Genomic DNA, 17,732 nt, shown 5'->3' with positions numbered 1-17,732 from the left:
TACATTAAATAATGCCAGGGGACAGGTTACACCCTGTCCCCTGGCCGAGAGTAATTATTCCAGAGAGACTACTTGACTTCTACGTACTGGCCATCACGAACCTGATAAACAGAGAAGCCGACACCTTCCGCGTCACCCTTGGCATCGAACTTGATCTTGCCAACAGCGGTATCAACATACTGAGTACGCAGTGCTTCAGTGACTTTGTCGTAGTCTGTGCCACCAGCATTCTGGACAGCTGTCAGCAGCGCCATGGCAGCGGAGTATGCTTCAGGAAAGAAGGGGCCGGGATCAGCGCCGAATTCGGCCTTATGGGCAGCAACAGCTTCCTGGTAAATCGGATTGCTGGAGAAATCCATGGGACCGGTAGCGTAGACGCCTTCAGCGTACTTGCCTGCAACCTTGATGAATGTTTCGTCCTTCACACCATCATCGGAAAGGAAAGGAACTTCAAGATTCTTCTTGCGCATGCCGGAGACGATCTTGGAAGCTTCAGGATGATAGCCACCGAAAATGACTCCATCGGCACCAGAGCTTTTGATCTTCTGCACAACAGCTGAATAATCCACTGCGCCCGGCGTCACGCCTTCAAACAAAACAACATCAATACCCTCTTCCTGCTCAATGAATGTCTTGCAGAAGGAAGCGAAACCCTTACCGTAGTCGCCCTTGTCATGAATGACGGCGATCTTTTTGAGGCCAAGGCCCTTGGCAAAGGCAACTTCAAGAGAAGCCTGCGCATCATCAGGTGCGATAGTACGGAAAAAATTCGGATAATCGCCGGACTGAGTCAACGGCGGATTAGTGGCAGAGGGAGACATGAGAACAATCTTCGACTCAAGATAGATGGGCAAAGCGGCCTTGGTCGCACCGGAGCAAATGTGGCCGAGCACTATCTTGACGTCATCGGAAACCATCTTGGTAGCGGCATTGGTAGCCAACTCGGGCTTGCACTGGTCATCCTGTGCAGCAACTTCCACCATGGCACCATTCACACCACCTGCGGCATTGAACTTGGCGGCCACCAGTTTGGCTGCATTGACGCTCGGCAAGCCATATGATGCCAAATCTCCAGAATGAGCACCAGCGACACCAAGGACCAATTTGGCTGCCGGAGCCGGAGCTTCAGCTTTTTTTTCTTCACCTTTTTTTTCTTCGCCGCCGCATGCCGCCAACAAGGCGACCATCGCTATGCACAACGCGATCAGATGCAGTTTTCTCATACTTCCTCTCCTAAAATGTATAAGGTTCCAACAGTTAGACTGCTCACAGACAAACACAAAACGGTTATCCATCTGCCCCGTCTCCCCACGGAGTTTCAAATGGAATGAAGCATTGTATTTATTTTAAAGAACTTGTCAATATACCATCCACACTGACCACATACGTCAACATTTCGGCATTGCTCGATATTTTACTTCTCCAGCTCCTGCTCGGCCATCTTTCGCATCTGTTCGTCATTCTTTTCTGTAGCCAGTATTTTTTCGAAGTACTTTCTGGCTTCACCGGGTTTTTCAAAATAATATTTGAAAATAACCCCTTGATTGAACAAAGCGAGACTATCTTCAGGCGTGATCCTGAGGATTGCATCATAAGCAGCAGAGGCTTTGGTAAAATCCTCTTTATTGAAGTGCGCAATACCTAATGCCTTGAGCACTTCTGTATTCTCAGGCTGAAGAGACTGAGCCTTTTCCAGAGGGTCAATGGCGCGATCCCAGGCCCGCATCATGAGAAATGCTTTTCCGAGGTTGACCAGCGCGTCAACATCATCTGGGTTCTTTTCAACCCTATCCATGAATTCCTTCACCTGAGACATGGAGCCACCCATTCCCGGAGGAGGAACCGGCTGATCTCCATGATCATGACCATCATCTGCCGTATGGGCAGCTTGAACCTGAACAAACAGATTGGGATGGTTCATCCGATAATTGAAACTCGTCACGAACATGGCAGCGACGGCCACGAACACCGTCAGCAAAACCACCTTACGTCCCAATTCAGCACTATTAGCGATCATTCTCATCTCCTAAAAGCTCAAGCTGCTGCATGCGTTTTTCCAGGCCACAGGATTTGGAAGCCAGAAAAATGAGATAACCGGCCACACCGAGCCAAACCGCGCAGTTGGCTATGAACAGGTAGGTAATTGCAGACATGTTATATCCTTCATTGAGTTCTTTTACGACTATTCATCATCCCAAACAAACAAGGCTTCCAGACGGGCGTGGTGCGCCAACTGCTTGACCCGGCTCAAAAGCATGGCACCCCAGACAAAGCCAAAAGCGGCAAGCCCAGTAAAAACGGTATGCCACATACGAACCTCCATTCCTGAGCTTTTCCGTGCCAATCCATCAGGATGGGCACTTCCCCACAATTTTGCAGAAAAAAAGACCAGAGGAACATCTAGAAAAGCGACTATACCCAGCACAGCGCACACCAGCGCCTTGCGATCTCTGCCCATAGGAGTGTTGCGGAGCACTAAATACCCGGCATAGACATACCACATGATCAGAGCCGTCGTCAGTTTTGGGTCCCATAACCACCAATGACCCCATTCCGCGCGCGCCCAGACAGATCCGGTCAACAAGGCCAAGGAAGCAAAGAGGACTCCCACCTCCGCAGCTGCACCGGCCACCCGGTCAAAGACTTCATCGCGTTTGAACAGATAAAGAATGGAAGCGACAAAAACGACGAAAAAACTCACAAGCGCCCACCATGAACACGGCAGATGCATATAAAAAATCTTCTGCACCAAACCGGACTGGGCGATCGGCGCATAAAACCAGATGAAATACTGGTGAACAAGCAACCCAATGCCTGCCAACACAGCAAGAATTTTAACTTTCATATCTACTCTTCCCCACTGTAGACAAACGGGAACAGGAAAAGTCCGGCCCCGGCGAAAAGACAATCAAAGGCAAAGATCAGGCCGAGCCATTTGTCGCACCCCTCGGCCACACCAGGATCAAAGCACATGCCAAACAAGGAAATTCCAGCCAATAAAACCGGCAAAAGAAGCGGGAACACAATGACAGACAAGAGAGACTCCCGCGCAGCCTGCCCCTGACTGAGTGCCCCCAGCAAAGCACCGATCACAACCAGCCCGATATCAGCACCAACTAATGTCACACATATCAGCCACCAAGGTCCATAAATGACCTGCCCAAGGAAGGCGATCGTCGCAGGCAGGAAGACTAGCTGTGAAATCAACAGCAAACTCAAACCGGCCACACCTTTGCCTATCCAGACTGCGTGAACAGGGGCGGGTGACGAGAGCACACCGATACGCGCGCCGTTGACTTCTTCTATGGCAAAAAGATCGTTGAAGACCAATACCAAACCAAACGCGGAGGCAAGCCAAAAAATGGCACCAGCCGCCTGGGGTGAAACGAGCCCCCCCATCGGCTTGGAAAGAGAAAACATGAAAATGAGCAATAAGCCGAGGAGGACTGCCTGCACGAGCCCCTGGCCACCCGACAGAGAAAGTCTCAGATCCTTGGAAGTAAAGGCGTACGTTCTTTTCAGCACTTCGCCGCCTCCAACGCAAACCGGGAGGCAGGACCGAAGTATTCGACTTTTTTATTGCCAATGGACAGAACCGTATCCGCCAAAGCGGCATCTTCCAATACGTGATGACTGATCCAGACAACACTGGTCCCGCTATCCCTGAAACCAGCTATCTCCCGGCGTAATGTAGCCAAGGATTTCGGGTCCAGTCCGGTCCCAGGCTCATCAAGAAAAATGAGCTTCGGTTCGACAAGATAGATACGGGCAAGGTTCAACCGCTGGGCCATACCTCGCGAAAAAGAACCGGCCTTCTCTTCTGCGGCACGTTCAAGACCAACCCGCTGGAGCAAAGCCATTAACTCTTCCCGTAACGGGGAAAGACCGTACATTGTTCCCCAGAAGGCAAGGTTGGCAAGGGCAGATAATCCCGGATAAATAAAGGTGGCATGCCCCAGATACGCCATGTCCTCAGAATCAAGGTGCAAAGAGACCTCTCCAGCCGAAGGAAGTGACAATCCTGCCATGATTCTCATCAGAGTGGATTTTCCCGCACCGTTAGGACCGGCTATCAAAAGGATCTCTCCAGCTTTGATATGGCAGTTAATATCCTTGAAGACCAACTTGCTCCCGTAAAACTTGGCTGCCTTTTTCACGGTAAGGAGTGGTTTCTCCTCGCCGATCATTAGTTGGTTTCCTCCGGCTTGCGAATGCGGGTCAGAACCAGCAAAGGCAGGATGCACATGATAGTGCCACCGATCCATACCCAGTTGACCAGAGGGTTGACACTGATCTTGAAGCTGGCCTTGCTCTGATCGGTAAACCCGAGCAATGTCGAATACAATTCATCGCCAAGACTGAAGATCGTGGAAACTTCGGCGAACTGCTGCTTTTCGAAGTTCTTGTAAATACGTTTGTCTGGATGCATCAGACCAACAAGAGTGTCTCCTTTGGACACTTCAAGTGTTGTTGTGGCTCGAGCGCGAAGTTCTTCGGTGCTATCCTCGGACATGGAGACATATTTTATCTTGTATCCGCCAAGTTCCACCACTTCACCCTGCTCCATGACAAATTCATGCTCAATTTTGTACGGGCCTGAAAAGGCAATACCCAGTGCCATGAGCACCAATCCAAGGTGTATTCCATAGGTACCCCATGCTCGACGGCTCTTGCGCATGGCTGGATTCAGAATGAATAGGGTCGCAATGCTGATAAGAGCGGCCACGCAGGCTGCGGCAGTCAGAGTGGCAAGTGGTTTGCTGATACCAGCGGCATAAAATCCGAAGAAACCGATGACAAGTGCGCCGGATACTATGGAAATACCAATTTTGTTGCGCACGCCGCCTTTCCAGCCGAGCCACGGACAGTAGCAGAAGAGTAAAATCAAAACAGACATGAACGGCAGACAGACTCGATTATAGAAATTGGCATCCAAGCCCATCGATTGGGTCGTCCAGATTTGACTAATCACCGGCCACATGGTTCCAAGAGTGACGACCACACCAAGGGCGAGCAGAAACCAGGCCGTAATGACAAGCATCCCCTGGCGACTCAAAAAGTCGGAAAGGGTTCTGTATGTCAAACGTTCACTCATGAAGGTGACCATCAAGGTTATGACAAGGAGAGCCATCTGGCCCCAGAAAAGGGGGACAGCCACGCCTGATTCTCCAAAGGAATGCAGGGAATCGATAACACCTGATCTGGTCAGATATGTTGAAAACACGCAGAGCAGAAAAGTCATGGACATCAGAAAAACATTACTGCGTTGCAATGCATTCCGTCTGGCCTCGATAAGGGATGTATGCAGAACCGCTGTCCCGGCAAACCAGGGTATGAGCGAAGCGTTTTCCACGGGGTCCCAAGCCCAGTAACCACCCCATCCAAGCTCCATGTAAGACCACCAGCCACCGAGGACAATTCCGGCGGTCAGGAAAACCCAGGAAAGGATATTCCAGTTGCGACAGACCTTGATCCAGGACTTGCTTTCCCCGGCAATGGATGCCGCAAGTGCGCACGCAGCAGGGATCGCATACCCCGCAAACCCGAGGAATAACAAGGGGGGGTGAAAAATCATGCCTGGATTACGAAGCAATGGATTCAGTCCCCGCCCGTCACTGGGGGCTGGGATCATTTCGATAAACGGGTTTGACCAGCAGGTCAGCAGGAGCAGGAAAAACCCCTGAATGGCCAGAAAAAACGTCCAAAAGAATAGCCGGGTTCTCGGTGAAAGCAATTTATAGCCAGGGGTAAAGACAAAGAGCATTCCCGAAAGCGCGATAACCAGTTCCCAAAAGAGAAGTGACCCTTCGCGCCCACCCCAAAATGCGGTAAGGGTATAGACGAACGCCAGCGCATTATCGACATTTTCATAAACGTATTGAAAAGAATAGTCTCGGGATGTCAGGGCGACAAGAAGGATCAGGGAAGAAAAAATAACGCCGGAACCGGCGAGTAGTTGCCCCCTTTCGACAAGGATCAGGGATTCATCCTTTTGTGTCCAGGCGGCGAAACCAGCCCAGATGGCGAGAAAAAGGAAGGCGAGCAAGGAAAAAAGCAGGCCCACGTAACCGGTCAAATGCATATGTGCTCCTTAAAAATACGTCGTGCTGGTCTACAGCCTGACCGTACGTTGGCACGGTCGAAACCATGATCGAATCGAGTTGGTGATAGAATGAGTCGGAAAAGCCATGCAACCATGTGAATATTTTTTCACTATCGGCTTAACTTTTCCTCTTGTCCTTCTCCAACTCCATCTCCCTGCTTTGTTCCTCGTATTTTGACGGACACTTCGTGACCAAAGTTCGAGCGACAAAAACCTCGCCATCAGGAGAAAAAGAACCTTCCACAATCACTTCCGCATCATCCGCAAAAGTATCGGGGAGTGCCCCCTTGAAGTCGACACGCAAGGATTTGTCGTCTTCCATCTTGTCTATGAGGTCAAAAGATGCCCCGAGCTTACCTTCCGCTATGATAAGATCGTCCGGAGAGACTTTGCCGAAGAGGCGAGCCTGCTTGATTTGAGTTCGATCACCGGCCAACGCTTCCGAGACATTGAGAAAATAAACACTGTCTTCGGTCAGTCCAGAGAAGATGAGATAGCCAAGCCCTCCCAGGAAGAGCATGAGAGCCACCGCATATACTGTTTTACCGTTGCTTTTCGCCATGATTGATCCTTAGTGCGCCGGGCACTCTATTTGTCGTTCGTTCCGCCGTCTACCAAGCGACGTCCTGCCAACTCATTCCGCTGTTGGCGGGCCAGCTCACGCATATCCACCACTCTGTCGGTCTCGTCAACAATTTCGCTTCCCAAAATTTCTTCCAAAACATCTTCCAAAGTCACGACTCCGGCCACTCCTCCATATTCGTCGAGAACAACGCAGAGGTGAAGCCTGCTCCCCAAAAATTTTACCAACAATTTATCAAGCGTGATCGTTTCCATGACAAAGCGGACTGGCCGCATAATGTCACTCAACTTGAGATTGTCACGTCCGTCAGCCAGAGCTTCAAGTACCAACCTTCTATAGACTACGCCGATCACATCTTCCGGGTCTTCATCGTAGACGGGGATGCGGCTATGTGGCCAATCAGGATATTTTTCCCTCGCCTCTGCCACCGTCAAATCTCCAGGCATGGAAAAGACCACGGTCCTGGGAGTCATGATATCTTCCACCGTTTTCGTATCCAGCAGCAGTATATTGGTAATGGACTGCTCTTCATACGGCTTGATGGACCCGGAACGACGTGTCAGGGCCACGATTGCCCTGATGTCATCTTCTGTATGGTCCGGCCCTCCCTTCTCTTTCTTGCTTACCATACTTGAGAGAATTCTCATGAACCGGATAACAGGAATGAAAAGAACGACAAGTCCACTGAGAGGCCTGGCCAAAGGCGGAGCGATACGGTCACTGTAAATGACCCCTAATGTCTTGGGCAGTATTTCTGTGAAGATGAGAATAATTACTGTAAAGCCAACTGTAAAGGCCCAAAGTGTTTTTTCTCCATACAAATTGGCCCAAGCCCAGCCTGCTACAGCTGCGCCAGCCGTATGTGCACATGTATTCAGAGTCAGGATGGCGGTAATAGGCTCATCGACATTCATGCGAAGTTTTTGAAGAACCTTTGCCGACCTGCGCCCTGAGGTCTTGAGTTTTTCAATATCCGCCCAACTGAGCGAATACAGTGCGGCCTCGGCTACAGAGCAAAACATGGAAACGAAGACGGCAACGCCGACTGCGAGAATGAGTTGTAACATCTGATTTATTCACTTCCTCACCCAGTCCGGTTCATGCCGGAGTCTGGATAGTCAAATATAGCAGATGGAAACACATGGCGCAACACACATCAGCCTTGACTTCCGCGACATTTGAGGCGAACTCAGAGTCATGAAATCAAGCACGAGTAAAAAACCCGCAGTCATAGTCAGACTCAGTCACATGGGGGACGTCGCATTAACCACTGGAGTCCTTTCCCATTGGCACAGAACCCGCTGTGATTCATTCATTTTTATCACCCGTGTCATGAACGCCTCACTCCTTGAAAACCATCCGGCGATCGCCGGAATAAGAACGCTGCCCAATGAGTCATTGAACACGAAAGCCTGGATCAGACAGGCGAGAGAGTTGGCCTCGGAATATACAGGCCACCGTCTCATTGACCTGCACGGAACCTTACGCTCCAGAATACTCTCTTTTTTCTGGAAGGGTCCCGTTCAACGTTACCCTAAATTCGGTATGACCCGAAGGCTGTATGACAAAACACACATGTCACGGTTTCGCCGCATCCTCGAAGCGACCAATGTCCCCCAGAGGTATGCCATGGCCTTGGGAGAAAAACCGCCGACTCCCGACAAACTCGTCCCTGAAATCTATTTGACTGATGACGAACAAAAGGATGCACACCGCACTTTGACCGAAAAAATTGCCAATGCCCCCCTTGTCGCCCTGCATCCTTATGCCACGCACCCTGCCAAGCAGTGGCCCAGAGAACACTGGAACTCCCTGATACAGCTCCTGGATGCATCAGGCATCAATTGGGTCATAACCGGCAGAGATGCCGTGCCTCTTCGAGGTGGTGATAATCGAGACTACACGAATCGGACTGACCTCAGACAGACATGTGCTCTTCTCAAAGAAGCGGACATCCTGGTTACAGGCGACTCTGGCCCAATGCATCTTGCCTGTGGCGTGGGAACACCGGTCGCAGCCCTCTTTGGTCCAACCGCCAAGGCGTGGGGCTTCTACCCATCCGGCCCAAAAGATCGAGTTTTGGAAAAAAACATCCCCTGCCGCCCTTGCTCACTCCATGGGAGCAGAGAATGTCCTGAAGGCTTTGATTGCCTGTCTGGAATCTCACCCAAAGAAGTGTTCGCCACAGTCCTGCAGATGACAGGCCATGCTGTCTGAGAATGGCAGATCAACGACGCTTTCCCCAAGACTCTTCCACCAGTGCAGCCTTTTCTTCGAGAACAGCCTCAACTGCTTGAGGAACGAGAAAGCGCAAATTCCTTTTTTCCAGCCACCGCCGCCGGATATGCCCAGCTTTGATATCCATACGCGGGATATCGAGCAAATCAATCGTTTGCCCCGTCGAGAAAACCCATTTTCCTTCACCCTGAGGCTCTGCGCCAGGCCAGTGATCAGCGATGAACCCGGCAACTTTGTCCGAGGCTGTCCAACGATTGACCACGACAAGTGAAGCCATCTCGGGAATTTCCACCCCGCGTCGCCATGATGGCAACTCAAGAAAGGTGGAGGCACCGAGTATGAACGATATCTTCGACTTGGGTTGTCGGGACTGATAGCAATGCAGCGTATCACAGGTGAATGAAGGTCCGGCCCGCTCCCCCTCCAGCGCATTGCTCCCCAAGCCAGGAATGCCAACAATGGCCCTCTCTACAAGTTCCAACCGCAAATCAAAGGGCAGGATATCACTCCCATCTTTGTGGGGTGGACGTTTGGCAGGGACCAATTCAACTCTGTCGAGTCCCAGCCTTTCCAATACCTCGATCCCCATTCGGATGTGACCGATGTGAATGGGATTGAAACTCCCGCCAAGAATACCGATTTTCATTGAAACTCCATACTTTTATCAAGCGTAGACTCGAAAGAGACAGGAATCAAGGGGTCGTGAATATTAAATGAGTCCCAAGAGGAAGTACCAAAGCGGGACAGTCAAAAAGGACATGGGGATACCAACTCCGAGCAAGGCCGATGCCAGACGAGGGTTCAGCCCATAGGTCATGGCAATTATACCACCTGTTATCATTGGCCCCATGGCGGCTTCAAAGACAGTTACCCGAGTAATCATATCTTCGTTCCCAAGTATCCCCATATACAGGAAACCTATAAGAAGTGGAGCAGCAAAGAGTTTGTACCCCAAACCGATTGCAAGGGATCTCCCATTTCCTCTCAAGTCTTCAAAGCGCAGAGTCATTCCCACAGAGAGCAAAGCAAGCGGAGTCAAGGTACTGCCAAGCCGGGAAAGAACAGACTCAAACCAACCGGGATACTCAACCGATTGCATGGCGAATCCAAAGGCAACGGCAAAAAAAGGAGGAAAAAGAAGAACTTTTTTTGCCACATGCCACCCAGCAATATTGTGGCCAGAGGCTCGAGCAGCCAAAATAATACCGGGAATGGCGAGAGCCATAAATGTTCCGGCTGTATCGCAAAGCATCCCGACCCCAAGAAACTCCCGTCCGTAAAAGGCTTCGATCATAGGCAATCCAACAAAAGAAGTATTGCCTAACCCGGCACAAAGAGTGAGGCAGGTGATGGTCTTTCTGTCCAGTCCAAACACTTTCCCAATGCCGTAAAACACAAGCAAACCGACGCCGAAAAGAATCCAGGCCATGGCCGCAGGTATGAGCAATTCCGGGCCCACAGGCAGAGAATGGGTATACAAAAGAGCCAATGCAGGAAGCGAAACGTGAATGATAATCCCGTTGAGAGCGACGACCCCTTTCTCGTCAACAATCTTTCCCCTACGGAGCACCACCCCAAGGAGGAAACAGACACCCAGCAATACAAAATTTTCCATTTCACTCTCCATTCATGCGAAACCTAAAGAGTTTTCCCAGTGTTATCAAGATTGAAACACTGATCCTTCCATGAAAACGGTCTTCTGGTGAGGGCGCACCCTGCCCTTCAAGAAAGTGGGAGTTCAAAAAATGCAACTGATTCGGCGGAACCAAGCCCAATGTTCAAATTTTTTGTCCAGTTTTATTATGGTATCATCTGGTCGTAGAGATAAAAAATCACGTTAATAGCTAGGATAATTGGGTTTTATTTTTATAAAAAAGAAAGTCAAATTTTGGCACAAGCATTGCTAAAGACAAATATCTTCCTTTTTTTGCACACGAGAATCAAAAGGCTTCGCGGGACATCCCAAGAAGCCTTTCTCGTTTCCACCCAGCGCTCGCTTCATGAACTGCTGTTCTGATATGCCACCATGTTTTTGTAATTCTCTGAAACAAGAAAACATAAAAAAGACTTGCTAATTGGATATGGCCCATATATAAGCCTCTTCGCTCTGAACGTGCCGAAGTGGTGGAATTGGTAGACACGCATGATTCAGGTTCATGTGGTTTAACGACCGTGGAAGTTCGAGTCTTCTCTTCGGCACCAGTCAAGAAAAAAGGGTTGTAGCTCAAAAGCTACAACCCTTTTTTCTTGAGTAAATCGGTATACCTGCCTCTTATCACGGGCCTCGCCAAATCAGGAGACTCAGGTATCCCGAGACCTGCAAGACATCTCCTCACAAGAAAGTAAAAATCCTCCCTCACTCCATTCAAAGACGACCTTAATGTTGACTAGAGAGTCTGTTTGACTTGAAAAAACATGCGTAGCCCGTCATACTTGACACTCAAGCATGATCAGGAAGGATTCTACTCCCTTTCATCCCCAATGAAATCCAGCACAAAGGGCAGGCCATGGTAAAAGACATCATAATACTCGGCACTGGTGGCAACTGCCGAGATATTCTTGACACGATCAACGTCATCAATGCCTTTAAGAGCACCTATAATGTTTTGGGGTTTCTTGACGACAACTGCGAAATCCATGCACAACTGATTCACGGAAAACCAGTTCTCGGAAAACTGGAAGACGCAGTACGCTTCTCTGAAGCTTATTTTGTCAATGGGATAGGAAGTGAATTCAATTTTTACAGAAAGAAAGCGATACTGGAGAAAACTCGAATACCGATTGAACAATTTGAGTCAATCATCCACCCCACCGCATCTGTTTCAGCAACGGCAAATATCGGCGCAGGGACAGTCCTGCTCCCCAATGCCACTGTCGCATCGGACGTCATAATCGGGAATCATGTCATCATGCTGCCTCATGCGGTTGTGAGCCATGACACCTCAGTGGGGGACTATAGCTGTATAGCCGGAGGAGCCTGCATCAACGGCAACTGTTCACTTGCTGATTCTGTCTATATCGGTGCAAACTCAGCCATACGAAGCAATCTCACAGTCGGCACTGAAAGCCTTGTCGGAATGGGGGCAATTGTCATTCATGATGTCCCGCCAAACACGGTTGTTATCGGCAACCCGGCTGCCATATTGAGAAAAGTGCATGGCAACTGATCTCTTTCCTCGTACAAGAACAGATGAGGAAAAGCGCCGAAGCCCTTTCTTGAAAACAGTATGTTCCTCATTCTTGTGAGAAGCAGAAAAAGCCGCTATCATAAACAAAGCTGTGTGTCCCTTTCGGCGATACAGCCAAAATATCAATGAGAGTGAACCGGGCTTAACGTCATAAGCTCCCTCTCGCCAATCTTGATTTCCAAATCCCCGTGAGTCGTTATTTGATACGATTTGCCTTCCTGAGCATCTCCCGCTTCAGCAAACGACTGTCTCCCATCCTCACTGACCATCATTAAACTGGAAATATCCCGCCTGCCATCCGGGAACATACGCACAAGAGAATAAGTCTTTTCATGACGAATCAATGTATACAAAGACCCCAGATGAGGCAATTCGTTGAGCCATTGCCCGAGGATCTCTCCTGCTATGGGAAGCGATTGGCTCATGATTTTTTTTTCATCTTCAAGCGATAGACCAAGCACCTTCACTTTCAGCTCCGGGGAGAACCGCGCAACAGCCCACGCCCCATTGGCAAGATGTTCACCTTCAAGATAAAAATTAATGCACATATCTTCATACACAACAGGTTCCCTGTTACGTAAATGGTCAGCAAGACCAGCCAATCCGATCTTATCGACTTTTTTATTGATCTCGATATCAAGAGCACAAACGCCGGACTCCACCCTTTCCGACTTGATAACCTTATAAAAAACACCGGCAGGCACTTCCGCAAGGCATTGAGAGCAGAGGGAAATAGCCAGAATGGGCACTAAAAGAAGAGCAAAATATTTCATGGCAGCTACTCATTTCCGAGATGCAAAATACTCAGAGGTTTAAGGACACGCATTCCATTACATATGGAGAACACCGACACCTTTCAGCACTTCTTCAGTGATTCAAGACCGAAGAACACGGAATCTCTTTATCAAAAGAGTTTTCTCCGAAACAAAATCAATGAAACAACGCTTAACGCCAAGACCAATCCCGTTTTGAACATCCGCTTCCGAGTTAACCGGGACACAGTAGGCTCGACATTCGCAGGACTGTCCCCGCGCTGAGCACCCCCAACCAGGGAACTCTCTCGAGTCGTTCTACGAGGAAGACTATCCCTGCCTTGATCAACAGGCAACAACGTTAATTGAGCTCTGCTCACCATTGGCCAACTCCTTTTTTATCCAACCCCATAATGTCTTGATTTCCCCTGCGGCCTTACCTTTCTTTTCAAACTCAGTTACGGCCCTACCGTCGATAAGCGCAAGACTGAAGGCGGCACGTTGTGAAATGGCGACCGGAGAAACAGGCATTTTATAGACTTCCAAAGCCAAGCAAGCCTCGCGCACCAAAGCGGTTTCGTCAAATAGACCTGGCGGCGGACAACAATTCAAGACAATAGCACCGGATTTTCCCTTTTCACACACAAGCTTCACGGAGTCATGGATGGTGAGCCTACTCGGAATAAGCACAAAATCCAAAAGAGACACGACATCCCCTGCGCCCCTGCTTGAGTGCGAAGGTGTATCGAGAATCATCAAGTCGACCTCACGTGCGATTGTTGCCATGTTTTTTCTCAATTCACGGATCGAGTATTTGACAACTCCTGGAAACCCTCTTTGCCGCCGTTGACTCCAAAAAAAAGAACTGCCCTGGGGATCAATATCGACTGTCAGAACAGAGTACCGACGATTGGCGGCTGCCGTTGCCAAATGGATTGAAAGGATCGTTTCCCCGGTTCCACCCTTTTGTGCGAGCAAGGTTATGGTTTTCATACAAACTCCTCATTCAGCCCAGAGCTTTTTACAAAGAGAGCAGAGACCGACTCTTATATATAAAAACAATGGAATCCAAGGAAACAACATACCGCAGGAGAACACTCAAGTCCATGAACGAAGAATCTTATCAAGACATCTGAAATTTCAACATAAAAAAAACTCAATAGTATCTTCTCGTTCCAAAAAGAGTCTCCCTGATACAGCAAGAAAGCCAATTGTATCGGCAGCCAGATTCTTTATTTGAAAATACAACATTTTGTTGACACGGATCAGTCCTAAAGGTATCTCTTCCTTCCCTGAAACGTGCCGAAGTGGTGGAATTGGTAGACACGCTAGGTTCAGGGTCTAGTGGGAGCAATCCCGTGGAAGTTCGAGTCTTCTCTTCGGCACCATAGAATGAAATAAGGGCTGTGATTCAATCACAGCCCTTTTTCTTTTGCGTGCCCTTCCCTTCTTGGCGGAAAAGCACACGAAAGAGTGTTCAATTCTCGATCAATGTTCACATCTGGAACAGAAGATAGACACTCCGAGTATTGCCATAAGCCCATATTTACATGAAAAAGAGCCCGTCCATGCCAAAGGATGTTGAGGCATGCTCTTTGCTTACTTGTTACATCTTAACATTTAACAAAGGAGTCGGTTCATGGATGCAGCAGAAAAAGCAGCGGGGACTTTGGCCAAGATGACACAGCGTGCTGGCAACGTGTTCCCCAATTACCTTGCCTTCACCAAAGAAATCAGCGAATTTGGACCCATTGATCATAAAACGCAGGAACTGATTCACGTTGCCTGTTCCATGATGTCCCAGTGCGAGATGTGCATCTCGCTCCACATCCAAGGGGCGGCCAGTCATGGCGCGAGCAAGGAAGAAATAATGCAGGCCGCAATGTTAGCCATATCCATGGGAGGCTCACCGAAGGTCATGTACATGCATTATGTTTTTGACGAGTTGGAAGACCTGTTTGATTAGTCGGTAAATATTTGTCCAAGGGCAGGAGACTATCATCTTCCTGCCCTTGGAAGCTTTTTCAAAACAAGGATTTCTGGCACTCAAGCAAAAGGGAAAAGATGAATATTCAAACCCATCATACAATCGATCGAACTTTATGCGGCGAACCGATCATGGTGGAGAACGGGACAAGTCATGTGCGCATGGAATGCACTGAAGAAATGGGTGCAGACTCAAGCGGGCTGATCCATGGTGGCTTCATATTCGGCCTGGCCGACTATGCGGCCATGCTCGCAGTCAACCATCCCAATGTTGTACTGGGTGCTGCTGAAACACGATTTCTGAAGCCTTCCCGCATTGGAAATACCTTGGTCGCAAAAGCGCACGACACGACTCCACACGAGCGAAAACACACCGTACACGTCGATGTTTTCTGTGAAGACGAACAGGTCTTCACCGGTACATTCACCTGCTTTGTCACTCCGAATCACATTCTAGCTGACGGCTGACAAGAAGCGCCGAAAGAAATTCTTTTCGCTTACTATCTGATTCCGCTCACGAGGTCGGATTAACCAAAGAGCGTATCCCCACTGAGATTATTCAGACCGGGATGAATATCGAAACGGACAGCTCCGACAGGAACATTCACTGCCGCCGCAACCCGCGCCGTTCCTGCGGCTCCAAATCCTCCACAGAGTTCTATGGCTGCTATTTCTTCTTGCTCAACCAACTCACGAGCCAGAGTCTCAGCCTGTCCATAATCACTCACGGCAATGGAGAGTAATTCAACTCCTTCTGTAATAACCCAATTTCTATGAACTTTCGGATCTCCTCCTGGAGCAAGAAAAATAAAAGCAGCTTTCAATGGATGACTCATGTTTTCTCCCTATGAATATGTGTTTGTCACGAAGCAGGCCTGTTCTCTGGCCAAGGCCATGGTTTTTTCCACATCGATAACCAGAGGGCCGCCGGTATTCAATCGAATACCGGCATTGGAATCTTGAGAAATTTCAATCTCTCGTTCTCCATCCACCGCTATCAAACCTGTGCTGGATGCGATAGGGAAAACAACTCCGGGGGGCATGTCTTCGATTTCACGGATGGGAATATCGGAGAACATCCCTGGCGCAATGGACGCGGTAACAGTGAGCGAAGCCGGTTTTCCCAGCTTTAATGCCAATCCCCTCGGCTCTTGAGGACGGATGTCACGCAGCTGCCCGCCTATGGCAGACAACCCAATGGAGGTAGGATTACATCGTGTCAGAAAAAGTTGCGGAACCTTGTGCATGTCCCAAACCGCTCTTGATGCGAAAAAAACGTCATCATAGACTGCGGCATCAACCAAAGCCATATCAATGACCGTCTCACCAAAAACAATATCAAGCATACAAGACTGATAACAACATTCCTGCCGGGGGAGGCGGCCGCAGGCAACCAGTCCTGCGGCCAACCCCGCCACCGTAGCCTCAGACATGACAGGAAAAACATTATTTGTCCCAGTGGAAAGTGGCAGGATGGGGACGTTCAGCGTCCCTTTGCAGGCCACTCTGCTGGTCCCGTCACCCCCGAGAACAACAAGGCTCTGTGCACCGAGCGTTTCCATAAGCTCTGCTGCGAGGGAGGTGTCGGCATCAGTGTTCCGTATGGGCATTTCTACTGCTTCGACAGGAATGGACGGCGAAATAGAATTCAAGGCACGAGGGATGATCGCATAGGCATCAGGCATATATAAAATTTTTGTGACTCCGGCACGTTCAAGGCCCAGAATAAGCCTTCGCACCATACGAACTTTCTCCTGATTGTCGAAGACACTCCCATGAGCCACTAACCGACGAATATCTTTACCGGAAGCTGGATTAGCCAAGATTGCTGCAATACTCAATGATACGCCCTCATCTCTCCTCACGAGGGGAACGGCAAAAGCCGTTCCCCTCTCAACCAAAGTTTGTTTAACGAATACTCTTGACGGCCTCGATGATATTCTCTGCACCGGGGATATAATGCTGCTCAAGAGGAGGCGAGAAGGGAACCGGGCAGAATGGAGCACCAACACGCTTGATGGGAGCATCCAGATACTCAAGAATTTCTTCTGCCGCCATGGCAGCTATTTCTGCTCCCGGACCAGCGAACTGGACCGCCTCATGGACAACAACCAAGGCATGCGTCTTTCTGACTGAGTCAAAAATCGTCTCCTTGTCCAGTGGTAACAAGCTCCGTGGGTCGACGACTTCGGCATCAATACCGTCGGCTTTGAGTTTTTCAGCTGCCTCAAGCGCCGCATAGACCATCTGCGACGTCGCAACGATAGTCACATCACTGCCCTCACGCTTGATGTCAGCCTTGCCTATCTCGATGGTATAACTCTCGTCCGGCACTTCTCCACTGACACCATACAACATCTTGTGCTCAAGAAAGACAACCGGGTTGTCATCGCGAATTGCACTTATCAACAGCCCCTTGGCATCGTAAGGGGTCGATGGGATAACGACTTTGAGTCCCGGAATATTCATGAACCAGGATTCCAGGCACTGAGAATGCTGGGCAGCAGCACCGATACCTGCGCCTTGAGGTGCACGCAACGTCATGGGAACCGTGGTTTTACCACCGAACATGTAACGCATTTTCGCAGCCTGATTAAAGAGCTGATCCATAGAAACACCGATGAAATCCACAAACATCAACTCCGCTACAGGGCGAAGACCGCATGCGGCCGCACCTGTGGCTGCGCCGACAATTGCGCTTTCTGTAATTGGCGTATCCATGACACGGTCACTCCCGAACGTGTCAAAAAGCCCCTGGGTGACCCCAAAACAACCACCAAATTGCCCCACGTCTTCACCTATGATGAAGACATTCTCATCGCGCTCCATTTCCTGGCTCAATGCTTCGTTGAGAGCCTGAAGATATGTTTTTTCGGACATTA

General features: G+C 49.5%; 20 protein-coding genes and 2 tRNA genes. 6 read left to right on the top strand and 16 right to left on the bottom strand.

Annotated features, from left to right (window positions below):
• Positions 1-68 precede the first annotated feature (68 nt).
• From BN4_RS16100 to BN4_RS16065, 9 genes are all read right to left on the bottom strand, one after another.
• Positions 69-1,223, bottom strand: coding sequence for a branched-chain amino acid ABC transporter substrate-binding protein (locus BN4_RS16100; RefSeq protein WP_015416474.1), 1,155 nt, complete (start codon positions 1,221-1,223; stop codon positions 69-71).
• A 191-nt stretch (positions 1,224-1,414) separates the two neighbouring features.
• On the bottom strand, positions 1,415-2,017 hold the full coding sequence (locus BN4_RS16095; protein WP_015416473.1) for a tetratricopeptide repeat protein: 603 nt from the start codon (positions 2,015-2,017) through the stop codon (positions 1,415-1,417).
• Positions 2,007-2,153, bottom strand: a complete 147-nt coding sequence (locus tag BN4_RS17585) for a CcmD family protein (protein WP_015416472.1) — start codon at positions 2,151-2,153, stop codon at positions 2,007-2,009. Before BN4_RS17585 ends, BN4_RS16095 begins: the two co-directional genes overlap by 11 nt.
• A 29-nt stretch (positions 2,154-2,182) precedes the next feature.
• Positions 2,183-2,845, bottom strand: a complete 663-nt coding sequence (gene ccsA, locus BN4_RS16090; protein ID WP_015416471.1) for a cytochrome c biogenesis protein CcsA — start codon at positions 2,843-2,845, stop codon at positions 2,183-2,185.
• Positions 2,846-2,847: 2 nt separating this feature from the next.
• The gene (locus BN4_RS16085; protein WP_015416470.1) at positions 2,848-3,525 is read right to left on the bottom strand and encodes a heme exporter protein CcmB; all 678 of its coding nucleotides are present in this window, start codon (positions 3,523-3,525) and stop codon (positions 2,848-2,850) included.
• On the bottom strand, positions 3,519-4,187 hold the full coding sequence (locus tag BN4_RS16080) for an ABC transporter ATP-binding protein (protein ID WP_015416469.1): 669 nt from the start codon (positions 4,185-4,187) through the stop codon (positions 3,519-3,521). The genes BN4_RS16085 and BN4_RS16080 overlap by 7 nt, the downstream gene beginning before the upstream one ends.
• Positions 4,187-6,082, bottom strand: coding sequence for a heme lyase CcmF/NrfE family subunit (locus BN4_RS16075; protein WP_015416468.1), 1,896 nt, complete (start codon positions 6,080-6,082; stop codon positions 4,187-4,189). The genes BN4_RS16080 and BN4_RS16075 overlap by 1 nt, the downstream gene beginning before the upstream one ends.
• Before the next feature lie 139 nt (positions 6,083-6,221).
• Positions 6,222-6,665, bottom strand: coding sequence for a cytochrome c maturation protein CcmE (locus BN4_RS16070; protein ID WP_015416467.1), 444 nt, complete (start codon positions 6,663-6,665; stop codon positions 6,222-6,224).
• A 26-nt stretch (positions 6,666-6,691) separates the two neighbouring features.
• Positions 6,692-7,753: a hemolysin family protein gene (locus BN4_RS16065; protein ID WP_015416466.1), complete on the bottom strand. Its 1,062-nt coding sequence runs from the start codon at positions 7,751-7,753 to the stop codon at positions 6,692-6,694.
• A gap of 130 nt (positions 7,754-7,883) precedes the next feature.
• Here BN4_RS16065 and BN4_RS16060 point away from each other — a divergent pair, with 130 nt between their 5' ends.
• Positions 7,884-8,903 (top strand): glycosyltransferase family 9 protein, encoded by a 1,020-nt coding sequence (locus BN4_RS16060; protein ID WP_015416465.1) that lies wholly within the window; start codon positions 7,884-7,886, stop codon positions 8,901-8,903.
• A 10-nt stretch (positions 8,904-8,913) separates the two neighbouring features.
• On the opposite strand, the gene nadD is transcribed toward BN4_RS16060, so the two are convergent.
• Together nadD and BN4_RS16050 are read right to left on the bottom strand one after the other, a co-directional pair.
• The gene (gene nadD / locus BN4_RS16055; protein WP_015416464.1) at positions 8,914-9,570 is read right to left on the bottom strand and encodes a nicotinate (nicotinamide) nucleotide adenylyltransferase; all 657 of its coding nucleotides are present in this window, start codon (positions 9,568-9,570) and stop codon (positions 8,914-8,916) included.
• A 63-nt stretch (positions 9,571-9,633) separates the two neighbouring features.
• Positions 9,634-10,539 carry an AEC family transporter gene (locus BN4_RS16050; RefSeq protein WP_015416463.1) on the bottom strand — a complete coding sequence of 302 codons (906 nt, stop codon included), beginning with the start codon at positions 10,537-10,539 and terminating at the stop codon, positions 9,634-9,636.
• Between the two features lie 500 nt (positions 10,540-11,039).
• Here BN4_RS16050 and BN4_RS16045 point away from each other — a divergent pair.
• A tRNA-Leu gene (locus tag BN4_RS16045) sits at positions 11,040-11,126 on the top strand.
• Between the two features lie 305 nt (positions 11,127-11,431).
• Positions 11,432-12,091 (top strand): acetyltransferase, encoded by a 660-nt coding sequence (locus tag BN4_RS16040; RefSeq protein ID WP_015416462.1) that lies wholly within the window; start codon positions 11,432-11,434, stop codon positions 12,089-12,091.
• A gap of 143 nt (positions 12,092-12,234) precedes the next feature.
• On the opposite strand, the gene BN4_RS16035 is transcribed toward BN4_RS16040, so the two are convergent.
• A complete protein-coding gene (locus BN4_RS16035) occupies positions 12,235-12,885 on the bottom strand; it encodes a hypothetical protein (RefSeq protein ID WP_015416461.1) in 651 nt (216 codons plus the stop codon).
• A gap of 324 nt (positions 12,886-13,209) precedes the next feature.
• A complete protein-coding gene (locus tag BN4_RS17390; RefSeq protein WP_015416460.1) occupies positions 13,210-13,857 on the bottom strand; it encodes an AAA family ATPase in 648 nt (215 codons plus the stop codon).
• A gap of 308 nt (positions 13,858-14,165) precedes the next feature.
• On the opposite strand from BN4_RS17390, the gene BN4_RS16025 reads away from it, so the two are divergent.
• The 3 genes from BN4_RS16025 to BN4_RS16015 all read left to right on the top strand — a co-directional run bounded on the left by BN4_RS16025 (position 14,166) and on the right by BN4_RS16015 (position 15,318).
• A tRNA-Leu gene (locus BN4_RS16025) sits at positions 14,166-14,252 on the top strand.
• A 251-nt stretch (positions 14,253-14,503) separates the two neighbouring features.
• A complete protein-coding gene (locus BN4_RS16020) occupies positions 14,504-14,830 on the top strand; it encodes a carboxymuconolactone decarboxylase family protein (protein ID WP_015416459.1) in 327 nt (108 codons plus the stop codon).
• A 98-nt stretch (positions 14,831-14,928) separates the two neighbouring features.
• A complete protein-coding gene (locus tag BN4_RS16015; protein ID WP_015416458.1) occupies positions 14,929-15,318 on the top strand; it encodes a PaaI family thioesterase in 390 nt (129 codons plus the stop codon).
• A 59-nt stretch (positions 15,319-15,377) separates the two neighbouring features.
• Here BN4_RS16015 and BN4_RS16010 read toward each other — a convergent pair whose 3' ends face one another.
• The 3 genes from BN4_RS16010 to BN4_RS16000 form a co-directional block, all read right to left on the bottom strand.
• The gene (locus tag BN4_RS16010) at positions 15,378-15,686 is read right to left on the bottom strand and encodes a DUF6506 family protein (RefSeq protein WP_015416457.1); all 309 of its coding nucleotides are present in this window, start codon (positions 15,684-15,686) and stop codon (positions 15,378-15,380) included.
• 9 nt (positions 15,687-15,695) lie between these two features.
• Entirely contained in the window at positions 15,696-16,691 is a 996-nt protein-coding gene (locus BN4_RS16005; protein WP_015416456.1) for an ATP-NAD kinase family protein, read from the bottom strand.
• A gap of 67 nt (positions 16,692-16,758) precedes the next feature.
• On the bottom strand, positions 16,759-17,730 hold the full coding sequence (locus BN4_RS16000; RefSeq protein ID WP_015416455.1) for an alpha-ketoacid dehydrogenase subunit beta: 972 nt from the start codon (positions 17,728-17,730) through the stop codon (positions 16,759-16,761).
• Positions 17,731-17,732: the final 2 nt, after the last annotated feature.

Origin of the sequence: Pseudodesulfovibrio piezophilus C1TLV30, assembly GCF_000341895.1 — a bacterium.
GTDB lineage: Bacteria > Desulfobacterota > Desulfovibrionia > Desulfovibrionales > Desulfovibrionaceae > Pseudodesulfovibrio > Pseudodesulfovibrio piezophilus.
The sequence above is the reverse complement of the archived record's forward strand: the minus strand, read 5'-3'. Positions and strand labels throughout refer to the sequence as shown.